The organism is Anderseniella sp. Alg231-50 (assembly GCF_900149695.1).
Lineage (GTDB): Bacteria > Pseudomonadota > Alphaproteobacteria > Rhizobiales > Aestuariivirgaceae > Anderseniella.
In genome coordinates this window covers 177311-189603 of record NZ_LT703003.1, presented here as the reverse complement: position 1 = coordinate 189603, position 12293 = coordinate 177311, and the positions used below count along the sequence as shown (strand labels likewise).

Below are 12293 nucleotides of genomic sequence, written 5' to 3'. Positions count from 1 at the left end.
GCAATTTCACACCACACCAACAGTTTTGGCAGGCAGGTAGAATAAAATGACCGATGGAACAGTTTTTCTGGGGACGAGCGAAAAACGCGAGGAGCTATTCCTGAAGCTCGCCAACCGGCACGGCCTGATTACCGGCGCCACCGGCACCGGCAAGACCGTGACCCTACAAATTCTTGCCGAAGGATTTTCCGCCGCCGGCGTGCCGGTGTTTGCCGCTGACGTCAAAGGCGATCTGTCGGGTATATCGCGCGAGGGCGAACCGAAGGATTTCCTGCTCAAGCGAGCCAAGAAGATCGGTTTTGACGATTACAATTTTGAAGCCTTTCCGACCATTTTCTGGGACCTGTTCGGCAAGCAGGGCCATCCCATCCGCACCACGATCACTGAAATGGGGCCACTGCTGATTTCCCGGCTTATGGGTCTGACCGATGCCCAGGAAGGCGCACTCAATATCGCGTTCCGGATTGCCGACGAGGAAGGCTTGCTGCTGCTGGACCTGAAGGACCTGCGCGCTATGTTGTCGGAACTGGCCAATCGCGGCAGCAAGCTGACCACCGATTACGGCAATGTCAATTCACGCACTATCGGCGCCATCCAGCGCCGGCTGATCGTGCTGGAAGAACAGGGCGGTGAAAATTTCTTCGGCGAACCGGCTCTCGACATCAAGGACCTGATGCGCACCACGCGCGACGGGCGCGGCTTCATCAACATCCTGGCAGCCGACGAACTGATGCAGTCGCCGCAACTGTACGCCACTTTCCTGCTTTGGCTGATGTCGGAGCTGTTTGAGGAAATGCCGGAGGTCGGCAATCCGGACAAACCGAAACTGGTGTTCTTTTTCGATGAGGCCCATCTGCTGTTCAATGAGGCGCCCAAGAGCCTGCTGACCAAGGTGGAGCAGGTGGTACGGCTGATCCGGTCGAAAGGGGTCGGTGTCTACTTCGTCACCCAGAACCCGCTTGATGTGCCCGACACGGTACTGGCACAGCTCGGCAACCGGGTACAGCATGCACTGCGCGCCTTTACTCCGCGCGACCAGAAAGCGGTCAAGGCAGCCGCCACCACCTTCCGTCAGAATCCGAAATTCGATACCGAGGAAGTGATCACCCAGCTTGGTGTGGGTGAGGCGCTGGTCTCCACGCTGGACCTGAAGGGCGTGCCGTCCATGGTCGAGCGCACGCTGATCCGTCCGCCATCCAGCCAGATGGGCCCGGTCATGCCGGCAGAGCGCACCCAGTCGGTCAAGAACAGTCCGGTCTATGGCATGTATGATGAAGGCGTCGACCGTGACTCCGCCTATGAGAAACTGCGCGTGAAAGCGGAAAAGATTGCCGAACAGCAGGCAGCGGCTGCTGAAGCCAAGGAAAAGGCCAAGGCAGACAAAGCAGCGGCCAAGAAGACTTCATCGCGATCAAAAGGACGGTCGAGGCGCACCGATTCCGCCACCGACCGGTTTGTAAAGAACATTGCCAGCACCGTTGGCCGCCAGGTCGGCAACATGCTCGTGCGCAACTCCGGCTCAATCGTGCGCGGCATTCTCGGCAGCCTGCTGAAGCGATAAAATATCCCGAAATCAGTTATCCAGGATGATGGTGTCGGCGATCTCGATGTCAAAACCGGACAGGCCGACATAGTGCCGCGACCGACTGGCAATCAGCCTGATTGACGTTACCGACAGGTCACGCAGGATTTGCGCGCCAAGCCCCACATCGCGCCAGCTTTCAGCCCGGGCACGCGAAGATGCGGTGTCTTCATCCAGGTCCGGCTGGCCCAGCTTGGAGGCCGGCACGCCAGCGACGCCTTCGCGCAGATAGATCAGGATGCCGCAGCCTTCCTTGCGGAAAATCTCGTAGACCGCATTCAGTGTGTCGCGGCTGCCCAGGACGTCTTCAACCAGGTCCTGCCGATGCAGGCGAACCGGAATATCTGTGCCGGATGACGTATCGCCATAGACCAGAGCCAGATGCTGGACCGGGTCGAACGAGGTTGAGTAGGCAATGCCGTTGGCCGGTCCTGACGGGGTGTCGACCTGGAACTCGCCGTCGCGCTCCACCAGGCGTTCACGCTGTTGGCGGTAGGCTATGAGATCGGCCACCGATATGATTTTGAAGTCGTGCTCGCGGGCAAAATCCATGACCTGCTGGCCGCGCTTGACCGTGCCGTCATCATTGACCAGTTCGCAGATCACGCCGACCGGCGGTTCGCCGGCGAGCCGGGCCAGGTCGACGGCCGCTTCGGTGTGGCCGGAACGCATCAGCACGCCGCCGCGCTTGGCGATCAGCGGAAATACGTGGCCGGGCCGCACGAAATCTTCCGCGTGTACATTGGCGTTGGCCAGCGCATGCACCGTGGCGCTGCGTTCCTTGGCCGAAATGCCCGTGGTCAGGCCTTCCTTGTAGTCGATGGACACCGTGAAGGCAGTGCCGAGCGGGGCGTCATTGTCCGATACCATCGGGTCCAGCTTGAGGCGGCGTGCGTCTTCCCGGGTCATCGGTGCGCACACAATGCCGGAGCCGTGGCGCACCATCATCGCCATCTGTTCGTTGGTGACCTTGGAGGCAGCCGCAATCAGGTCGCCTTCGTTTTCCCGGTCGTCATCGTCGACCACCACGACCATCTCGCCGGCCTTGATGGCCGCGATGGCGCTTGCAACGGTATCCAGCGAACTGGTCATGTCATGTTCTCCTTCAAGGTGGGACGAGAAATCCACCGGTTTCACCTTGTCGCGGGTCAAAACCTGAATTTTGATGGCCAGGTCCAGTGACGGCGTGTCGCCGGCCAGCAACTGCGAAATTCGCCCGGCGGAAATGTCCAGCGCGCGGGCAAATTTTGCCTTGGTCGTATCAGCCTGCTTTAGCCATTCATCGAGTTTCATAGGCTAAGGCTTTAGCAGGGCTAAAGGGTTTGGGAAAGGAGATTATGCGATGCCGGATACAAAACCCGCAGCCTGGGACCAGGTGAGCGACGTCAGGTTTTGCCGCCCATCAATCTGCGGGCGCCAGCCAGCAAGCGCCCGTCGGTAATCGCCAGGCCAATTGCGATGAGCCCGAAGCCGAGCCACGCCTCCAGCCCGAGCCGCTCACCAAGAAACGCGACGCCCAGGCCGATGGCAAAGGGCGGGATCAGCAGGGTGACCAGCATTAGGTTGGCGGCGCCGGCCCGCGCCAGAATGGCGAAATACAAAAGATACGCAATTGCGGTCGAAAATACCGCCACTGAAAGCAGCGACGCCCAAACATTGGCCGAAAGACTAAGGACAGGCAGCCCGTCCGACCAGATGGCGATCGGGATCATCAAAACGGTGCTGCCGACGAGCATGCCAAGCGCATTCATCTCCGGCGCATTATCGGACAGCGAGACTTTGCCCCACACACTTGCGAACGCATAAGACAGGGAAGCGCCCAGAACGGCGAGCTGGGCCAGGTTCCTGAGGTCGAGACTGGTGAGAGCGTCAAACCCCATAATCACGGCAACACCAAAAACCCCAAATACCGCGCCGATGATTTTTCGCGCTGTAAGCGGTTCGTCAACCAGCATGAGACCGGAGACGACGGCCCCGAAAACCGCTGTTGTGCCGTTCAGAATCGAGGCCAGTCCGCTCTCGATTGTCTTCTGGCCCCAGAAGATCAGTGAAAACGGTATGGCATTGTTCAAGGCACCCATGACCAGATAGGCGCCCCAGGTTCGCGGCGACGTGGGGATTTTCGTTCCGCGCCACAAGACGACCAGCAGCAGCACAGGCACCGCCCAGAATACCCGATGCAGCGTTATGGTCAGCGGCGGCACTTCCGCCAGTGCAACTTCGGCAAAGAAGAATGACCCGCCCCAGACGGCGGCCAGTGCCAGCAGCAGCAGGCCGGACATGAGATCAATCGTGGGTGCGGTTTTTTGGGTCATCAGGCCTGATTACATGAAATCCTGATTCAGACCACCCGTTTCTTGGGCCTGCTGACCATAATCGCCGAGCACGGCAACATTTCAGTTGGGAAAGACAAAACCCCGCCAAAATGACGGGGTTTGCGTGCAGGCTGCGGAGCCGTTGCAAGGGCTCCGCAGCCCTTTTGGAAAGGTGGCTGCTGTCGGTCAGGCGGTAGAGTGCAGCTGCTCGACATATTCCCAGTTCACCAGGTTGTCGAACCAGGCTTCCAGGTATTTCGGGCGCGCATTGCGGTAGTCGATGTAATAGGAATGTTCCCACACATCGCAGCCGAGGATCGGTGTTGCACCGTGCATCAGCGGGTTTTCGCCGTTGGCGGTCTTCATGACGGCAAGTTTGCCGTCTTTAACCGCAAGCCACGCCCAGCCGGAGCCGAACTGGGTCACGCCGGCATTGATGAAGTCTGCGCGCATCTGGTCATAACCGCCAAGGTCGCTGTCCACTGCTGCCTGAAGTGCGCCGGGCAGGCTCTTGCCGCCGCCGTTCGGTTTCATCCAGTTCCAGAAATGCAGGTGGTTGTAGTGCTGGCCGACATTGTTGACGAGACCTGCATTGCCTTCCGAAAAAGCTGCCTTGCAGATGTCTTCCAGCGACTTGCCCGCATGCGGGGAATCCTTCAGCAGGTTGCCGCCGTTGGTAACATAGGCCTGGTGATGCTTGTCGTGGTGAAACTCCAGGGTTTCCTTGGACATGTAAGGACCAAGCGCATCATAGGCATAGGGGAGATCAGGAAGTTCGAGAGCCATTTTGGGGTAAGCCTCCAGCTTTTTTAGAGTTGTTGATTTTAGAAGAATGCCTGAATACCGGTCTGTGCCCGGCCCAGAATGAGTGCGTGAACATCGTGTGCACCTTCATACGTGTTCACCGTCTCAAGGTTCACCATGTGGCGAATGACGTGATACTCGTCCGAAATACCGTTGCCACCATGCATGTCACGCGCCATGCGCGCAATGTCCAGCGCCTTGCCGCAATTGTTGCGCTTCAGGATGGAAATGGATGTGGGTGACAACCGGCCAGCTTCAAGCCCGCGGCCCAGCGCGAGGCAGCCGTGCAGGCCCAGCGTAATCTCGGTCTGCATGTCGGCCAGTTTCTTCTGAACCAGCTGCGTGGCGGCAAGAGGGCGGCCGAACTGCTTGCGGTCGAGCGTATATTGACGTGCCCGGTGCCAGCAGTCTTCAGCAGCGCCGATAACGCCCCAGGCAATGCCGTAACGCGCCTTGTTGAGGCAGCCGAACGGGCCGGACAGCCCGCGTGTGTTGGGCATCAGGGCATCTTCGGGCACTTCGACATTGTCGAGTACGATTTCGCCGGTCACCGATGCGCGCAGGGAAAACTTGCCTTCGATCTTCGGTGTTGAAAAACCCTTCATGTCGCGTTCAACGATAAAGCCGTGAATGCCTTCGTCTTCCAGCTTGGCCCAGATCACGGCGATATCGGCGATCGGTGAATTGGTGATCCACATTTTCGAGCCGTTGAGCACGTATCCGGATGAGGTGCGCTTGGCGCGGGTTTTCATGCCGCCGGGGTCAGAGCCCGCATCAGGCTCGGTGAGGCCAAAACAGCCGACCATTTCACCGGTGGCCAGCTTGGGCAGGTACTTCTTCTTCTGCGCTTCGGAGCCGTAAGCCTCGATCGGGTGCATGACGAGTGAGTTCTGCACCGAAATGGCGGAACGATAGCCTGAATCAACCCGTTCGATCTCGCGCGCGATCAGGCCGTAGGCCACATAACCCAGCCCCTGGCCGCCATAGGCCGGGTCGGTCATGATGCCCATCAGGCCAAGCTCGCCTGCTTCGGTCATGATCTCGCGGTCAAACCGTTCATCGCGGAACGCGGACTTGACGCGGGTTGCCAGCTTGTCTTCGGCAAACTCACGCACGCTGTCACGGATCATGCGTTCTTCTTCGGTCAGCTGGCCTTCCAGGTCGAGCGGGTCTTCCCAATTGAAGTCGGCAACCACGGCAGGTTTTGCGGAAATATTGTGGGCGGCATCTGACATCTGAGGCCTCCTTGTTGTTACGAAAATATTTGGCCGCAATGTGCGACGGATTGGAACCGGTTGCAAGGTTTGTGAGATAGCAGGCTGACGGTCACTTGTCGCACGCCGACCAGCAAGGGTGCGTCAACCGGTGAACCGGTGCTCCGGATTTCACTCATGTGCCGGGTTTTCCGACTGGTTGCCCGGAGCCCGCAGCTGACGCATGGCCTCTGTCCGTTCAGGCGGCGACTACAGTACGAGTTGTCTTTGTAGGCTTAGCCTGTGAGATCCTGGGCCAGCATCAACGCATTGCCGTCCGGATCGTAGAACGTCGCCGTGCTGACCATCCCCTCAATGGTAATCGTTTCACCGTCGAACCTGACATCGGCAGCCTCCAGGGCGCTTCGCGCGGAAGAGATGTCTGCGATCCCGAAAACCGGCACCGAATTGCCCGGATTTGGTTCAGCCTGCTCACCCAGTCCCAGGGTGACGCCGTCAGTCATTGTCTTCAACTCGCTCCAGCCCGCTTCGTCGGCGTGATACAGAAGTTCAAAACCAAGGTTTTCTGCATACCAGTGTGCACTGAGATGCCGATCCTTGACGGAGATTGCAATCGTAATGGTGTTTTCCAGTGAAACGACGGGCACGGGCTTTCCTCCAGACATAAAATATATATACTATACTTTATGGACATTGAGTTGCTTGTCAAGCTGACATCAAGGGCCTGGTCCCTGAGTATTCTGGCGCAAATGGATCGAGGCGTGCCCGGACGGCAGGCAACGTTGATCTCGGCGACCGGCGCCGGTCGCACGGCATTCAATCAAAGTCTTGCTCATCTGATCGATCTGGGACTGATGGAACGCAATCCCGGACACGGTCATCCGCTGCGTTCCGAATTCCGGTTGTCAGCCGAAGGTGCGCAAATTGCCGGTATTGCAAGCACGGTCGAATCCCTTGTGAAACAACCTTGCCAGCGAATACTGCTGCGGCGGGCCTGGAGTTTGCCCGTTCTCAGCGCAAGTCGGCATCCCCGTTACTTCGGCGAGATCAAAACCCGGTTACTTCCCATCACAGACAGGGCGTTGTCCCAGTCATTGAAGCTCCTGGAAACACACCAATGGCTTCGACGCGACGTGGAATCTTCGGGCAGGCCCCTCAGAGCCAGATACCGGGCCACGGACACTGGTGCGGAAATCAGCCGCGCGATCAGCTCGTAAAGCATCATGCGATCAGCCGTTTGATACCTGTGAGCGGCCGCTTCCGCAAATTGTGATCGCCGGGCCGGCGTTATCATATTGAATTTATGCAGTGCACGGCACACATAAAAAGCTACGACGACATATCGTCCGGGCCGGTGGGCATTTGTGTTCCTTTGAAAGGAGGAGACCATGTGTGACTACTCGCTCGAAACATATCGCAGCCAGCCCGCCCAGGAAGGCGTCAGCTACGAAACCCGTCGTTTCCCAAGCCACAGCATAGGTTTTGTCGACCCGAGAAACGTGTCGACCGCCATCTGCATGGCCTGTGACATGCGGCTCAAGCTGGAGGGCATTCCCCGACAGATCCAAAGCGCCTATGGCGTAACCGCCGATGAAGTTGTGACGTTCGTAAATCTGGAGACCGGAACCTATCACGACGGTGTGCGCTTCGCCGGTGGTTCTGAGATCACGCTTCGACAACTCGGCCCCGGCGTAAAGGCGCGCGTCATCGATGCCCTAAAGGCCTCGCCCGAGCTGCGTGAAACCGCTGACTGTGTTTAACCGATTTGCACGGCCTCGCTATGGTCGGGTCAAATGATGTTGTGATGTTCGGAAACAGGACAAGCCCTAAGACGCAGGTATCTCCATCCGGTCAGCCACCATCAGCCCGAACGCATAGACCAGTGCCACTTCCTTCAGACGGTCAAACCTGCCTGGCGAACCGCCGTGGCCGGCGCCCATCTGGGTCTTGAACAACAACAGGTTGTCATTGGTCTTGAGCTCGCGAAGTTTGGCGACCCATTTTGCCGGCTCCCAGTACGTCACGCGCGGGTCGGTCAAACCACCGACCGCCAGCAGGTTCGGATAAGCTTGCGCTGCTACATTGTCGTACGGGCTGTAGGAACGCATGTAGTCGAAGGCTTCGCTGCTTGCACCCGGGTTGCCCCATTCCGGCCATTCCGGCGGGGTCAGCGGCAGCGTGTCATCCAACATGGTGTTGAGGACGTCGACAAACGGCACTTCGGCGATGATGCCCCTGAACAGTTCCGGCGCCATGTTGGCGATGGTGCCCATCAGCATGCCGCCGGCGCTGCCGCCTTGCGCCACGATGTTTCCGTCGCTGGTGAAGCCTTCCGCCGAAAGATGCCGGGCGGCGGTGATGAAGTCGGAGAACGTGTTCTTCTTGTTCATCATCTTGCCGGCCTTGTACCAGCCATAGCCCTTGTCCTTGCCGCCCCTGACATGGGCAATGGCGTAGACAAATCCGCGGTTTGCCAGCGACAGGATGTTGGTGTTGAAACTTGCCGGTATGGCGATACCGTAGGAGCCGTAACCGTAAAGCCACACCGGTGCCGACCCGTCGAGTTTTGTGTCCTTGTGATAGAGCAGGGAAATCGGCACCAGGGCGCCGTCATCTGCTGTAGCCATGATACGGCGCGTCACATAGTTTGTCGGGTCATGGCCCGATGGCACATCCTGCTGCTTGCGCAAGGTGCGTTGCCGGCTCGCCATATCGTAGTCGAACACCTGTGAGGGCGTGGTCATGGACGAGTAGGAAAACCGGATCATGCTGGTGTCGAATTCATACCCGGACGACATGCCGAGCGAGTAGGCTTCTTCATCGAAGGAGACCGTGTGTTCCTCACCGGAGGCCAGTTCCCGCACGATGATGCGCGGCAGGCCTTCATGGCGTTCCAGCCGCGCCAGGTGGTTGGCAAACACAGTATGATCGAGGATCAGTGTGCCCGGTGTGTGCGCCACCAGGTCCTGCCAGTTTTTCCGGGCAGGCTCGCCGACCGGGGCAGTGACAATGCGAAAGTCTTCAGCGGCGTCTGAATTGGTCAGGATATAGAGTATCCCGTGCGCTTCATCGACACTGTATTCATGGTTCGGCTCGCGGGGCTCGACGATACGCGGCGGTGTTAGGGGCGCGGCAGCGGGGATCAGCCAGCTTTCCGACGATTGGTGGTCATGGCAGTCGATAATGATCCACTCGCCGGACTGGCTCTTGCTGACATTCATGAAAAAGCCGGCATCGGTTTCTTCATGCACCAGGACATCATCGGTGACCGGGCTGCCGACCTTGTGGCAAAACAGTTTTGACGGCCGGTGGTTCTCGTCCAGCCGGATATAGAATACGTACTTGCTGTCGGCAGACCAGACACCACCGCTGCCGGTGTCGGGAATTACGTCAGTCAGGTTTTCCGACGAACCGGCTTCGCGCAAAACGAGGGTGAAGAACTCCGATCCCTTGTCGTCATAGGCAAACGCTACCAGCTTGTGATCCGGCGAGTGCGACGCTCCGCCAATGCGAAAATATTCCTTGCCGTCGGCTTCCTTGTTGCCGTCGACCAGAACAGTCTCGTGATTGCCGTCCTGGCTGGTGCGCACGAAAAGAGGTTGCTGGCCGCCGGTGATGTATTTGACCCCGTATGAATAGTTGCCATCGCGCGATGGGACGCTGGAATCGTCTTCCTTGATGCGCCCTTTCATCTCGTCGAACAGCGTTTCCTGGAGGCTTTCGGTCGGCGCCATGGTGTTTTCAACCCAGGCGTTTTCGGATTCCAGGTAGGCCCGGATGTCCGCATCCAGAACCGACGGATCACGCATCACCTCCTGCCAGTTGTCAGCGCGAAGCCAGCCGTAATTGTCTGTCAGCGTATGGCCGTGAACATCGCGGGAAACAGGTTTTTTTACCGCGCGTGGAGGTGTCGTTGTCATCGAGAATCCGATTCAGGTGAGGGTAGGGAGAATTGTTCAGGCTTTCGGCCTGAACTTCATGGCGGCACCGTTCATACAGTAACGCTGTCCGGTGGGTGCCGGGCCGTCCGGGAACACGTGACCGAGATGACCGTCACACGCTGCGCATCGCACCTCTGTGCGTTTCATGAAAAGCGACCGGTCAGAGTGTTCGCTCACGGCCTCGGACGACTTGGGCTGAAAGAAGCTCGGCCACCCGGTGCCTGAATCGAACTTGGCATCCGACTTGAACAAATCCGTACCGCATCCGGCACACACATAGGTGCCTTCGTCCTTGTAGTTGTTGAACGGATGCGAAAAGGCACGCTCCGTGCCGTGCTTGCGCAGCACATGATATTGTTCGTCGTTCAGTTGCTCGCGCCACTCGGCGTCGGTCTTGCTCTTGTCGTCAATCATTGGCCTGATCCGTCCTGGTTGAAGTACAGTATTATCGATTGGGCAATCATTACGGGTTTTTCAAGTCGTTCAACGAAAATTGAAACATCAAAGATCGCTCTTACAAAATTGTCTTCGCACGTAACCCTGCCGATCGTGACCTCGGCACGAGCCCTGTCGCCGGCCAGCACCGGGGCGATGAAGCGGACTTTGTTCATGCCGTAATTGACGATGCGGCCGGCAGTTTCGATGTGCACCAGGTCGTACATCATGACGGCGAGCATGGACAATGTCAGGTACCCGTGCGCAACCGGCGCATGCCCCAGCTCGTTTTGTGTGCGTTCTGCATCCAGATGTATCCACTGCCGGTCATCGGTGGCATCCGCAAACGCATCAATGCGCGATTGCGGAATGTCGACCCATTTGCCGGGGCCGATGGTTTCGCCGACATGGCGTAAAAGCTCTTTCGGAGTGTCAATTTCAAGCACTGTCAGGGATCCGTTAACTAGTTCATTTTTTGCAGTTTTTTTCGATTTCATTAAGCCGGTTTACACTATTGCTGGTGTTATCTACACCACTGATAGGGACAATGCGTAGACAGTATTGAGCGGATTAGGTGAGTTTTGACGGCGATATACAGGCGGCGGCGGGCGTTCAACCCAATGAAGGGTTGATTGCAGCAGCATTGCTGAGCTGCCATCCGGCAAGGGTGATCCCGCAGGTTGATGAGCTGGCCAGCGACGGAAACAGCCTGATTGACAGGCTTTTGACGTCAGCTGCATCCCTGAAACTTGCAGAAAACGTCGTAAGTTGCCTTGTCGATGTGCCCCAGGTCGACGAGGAAGTTGCCGTGGCCGGCGACGAGGGCGATGCCCAGGAGGCAAGCACCGATCAACCTGCCGGCAAAGAAAAAGGCAAAGAAAAGGGCAAGGCAAAAAAGGCGTCACAGGATGTTGCGCCACCCGATGCTCAGGCTCTGGAGGACGCAAGCCGCGATCTGGTCGCGATTATGATACTGCCGTCCGGTCAGGCTCAGCCGCAGGAGCGGTTTTTCGCCGGTGATGCATTGCTTGGTATTCTGCCAAGCCTTCCACCTGCCGATTTGACCAGCCTGACCAGAACCGTGGCCCGCCTTGATGTCGTCTCCGAACGGTTGCGCACGTTCCTTGTTACCCATTCCGACGGCGACATTTCCTGCAGAATGCTGAAGGATGCTCACTACATCTCGGATGTTGATCTGTTGAAAGTGATACCAACCGGATCCGAACAGCAGTTACGGCTCATTGCACGGCGCAGGCTGTTGAATGTGGTTGTCTGTGACGCGATCATCGAGACAGGCAATGCGGCTGCGATTCTTGAGCTGTTGCGAAATGCCGAAAGCCAGTTGTCCACGTCGGCCTTTGTCAAGCTGATGCCGATCGTTGTCGGCAACAACGACCTGGAATCTGCGTTGTGCAACCGGAAAGACCTGCCACAGGCGGTTGGCCTGGAAATGTTCTGGCAGGGCGGGCAGAACTTGCGGCGCTATCTTCTGACCCGCTTCCTGACGGAATCAGCGGCGCTTGGGCGGGTGATGAGTATCGGCATGAAAGTGAATGCCATTCCGTCTTTTGGAAGCAAACCAACGCCGGAAAGTATTGAAACACTGATTTCACAAATTGAAAAAGGCGACCCTAAAGCCGCCGATACATTGTCAGGTTACTGTCGGATTAGTTCCGAGACCGCCAAGAAGATCGTGAATGATGCCGGTGGTGAACCCATTACCGTTGTGTTCAAGTGCCTGGCCCAACCGCGACTAATAATGGCTCAGGCCCTGAAGCGCTGGGTCGAATCCGACAAATGCCCGATAAATGGCGAAAAGCGCATAGCGGAACTGCATGCCCAGTTTGACGGGATGTCGTTCAACAAGGCCCGGATGTTGCTGGCTTACTGGGACTGGGCCACCCGTGAAACCGGGCCTTTTAGAGCTTAATAGTCAGACTACTGCAAGTTTCCAAATCCAAATCTGAATTATTAATGTTATCCTTACGTAAGAATTCAGAAA

The 12293-nt window shown here is 57.7% G+C and carries 12 protein-coding genes; 4 read left to right on the top strand and 8 right to left on the bottom strand.

Annotation, left to right across the window (positions count from 1 at the left end):
- The first annotated feature begins 46 nt into the window (after positions 1–46).
- The gene (locus DHN55_RS00930) at positions 47–1561 is read left to right on the top strand and encodes a helicase HerA-like domain-containing protein (RefSeq protein WP_108879550.1); all 1515 of its coding nucleotides are present in this window, start codon (positions 47–49) and stop codon (positions 1559–1561) included.
- Between the two features lie 12 nt (positions 1562–1573).
- Here the strand turns inward: DHN55_RS00930 and ribB are convergent, their stop codons facing one another.
- The 5 genes from ribB to DHN55_RS00905 all read right to left on the bottom strand — a co-directional run bounded on the left by ribB (position 1574) and on the right by DHN55_RS00905 (position 6562).
- Positions 1574–2875 (bottom strand): 3,4-dihydroxy-2-butanone-4-phosphate synthase, encoded by a 1302-nt coding sequence (gene ribB / locus DHN55_RS00925; RefSeq protein WP_108879549.1) that lies wholly within the window; start codon positions 2873–2875, stop codon positions 1574–1576.
- Positions 2876–2967: 92 nt separating this feature from the next.
- Positions 2968–3897, bottom strand: coding sequence for an EamA family transporter (locus DHN55_RS00920; RefSeq protein ID WP_108879548.1), 930 nt, complete (start codon positions 3895–3897; stop codon positions 2968–2970).
- Between the two features lie 186 nt (positions 3898–4083).
- Complete coding sequence (locus tag DHN55_RS00915) at positions 4084–4683, bottom strand: Fe-Mn family superoxide dismutase (RefSeq protein WP_108879547.1); 600 nt, start codon at positions 4681–4683, stop codon at positions 4084–4086.
- A gap of 38 nt (positions 4684–4721) precedes the next feature.
- A complete protein-coding gene (locus DHN55_RS00910; RefSeq protein WP_108879546.1) occupies positions 4722–5936 on the bottom strand; it encodes an acyl-CoA dehydrogenase family protein in 1215 nt (404 codons plus the stop codon).
- Between the two features lie 254 nt (positions 5937–6190).
- Positions 6191–6562: a VOC family protein gene (locus DHN55_RS00905; protein WP_108879545.1), complete on the bottom strand. Its 372-nt coding sequence runs from the start codon at positions 6560–6562 to the stop codon at positions 6191–6193.
- Between the two features lie 51 nt (positions 6563–6613).
- On the opposite strand from DHN55_RS00905, the gene DHN55_RS00900 reads away from it, so the two are divergent.
- Positions 6614–7132, top strand: a complete 519-nt coding sequence (locus tag DHN55_RS00900) for a winged helix-turn-helix transcriptional regulator (protein ID WP_337659764.1) — start codon at positions 6614–6616, stop codon at positions 7130–7132.
- A gap of 171 nt (positions 7133–7303) precedes the next feature.
- Positions 7304–7675 (top strand): hypothetical protein, encoded by a 372-nt coding sequence (locus tag DHN55_RS00895; protein ID WP_108879543.1) that lies wholly within the window; start codon positions 7304–7306, stop codon positions 7673–7675.
- Between the two features lie 66 nt (positions 7676–7741).
- Here DHN55_RS00895 and DHN55_RS00890 read toward each other — a convergent pair whose 3' ends face one another.
- Genes DHN55_RS00890 through DHN55_RS00880 form a run of 3 tightly spaced genes read right to left on the bottom strand, consistent with a single transcriptional unit; the run spans position 7742 to position 10737 of the window.
- Positions 7742–9835, bottom strand: a complete 2094-nt coding sequence (locus tag DHN55_RS00890) for a prolyl oligopeptidase family serine peptidase (RefSeq protein WP_108879542.1) — start codon at positions 9833–9835, stop codon at positions 7742–7744.
- Between the two features lie 36 nt (positions 9836–9871).
- Positions 9872–10270, bottom strand: coding sequence for a peptide-methionine (R)-S-oxide reductase MsrB (msrB, locus tag DHN55_RS00885; RefSeq protein ID WP_108879541.1), 399 nt, complete (start codon positions 10268–10270; stop codon positions 9872–9874).
- Positions 10267–10737, bottom strand: coding sequence for a MaoC family dehydratase (locus DHN55_RS00880; protein WP_337659763.1), 471 nt, complete (start codon positions 10735–10737; stop codon positions 10267–10269). The genes msrB and DHN55_RS00880 overlap by 4 nt, the downstream gene beginning before the upstream one ends.
- Before the next feature lie 128 nt (positions 10738–10865).
- Between DHN55_RS00880 and DHN55_RS00875 the strand changes: the two genes are divergently transcribed.
- The gene (locus DHN55_RS00875; protein WP_108879539.1) at positions 10866–12221 is read left to right on the top strand and encodes a DUF2336 domain-containing protein; all 1356 of its coding nucleotides are present in this window, start codon (positions 10866–10868) and stop codon (positions 12219–12221) included.
- The last annotated feature ends 72 nt before the right edge of the window (positions 12222–12293 follow it).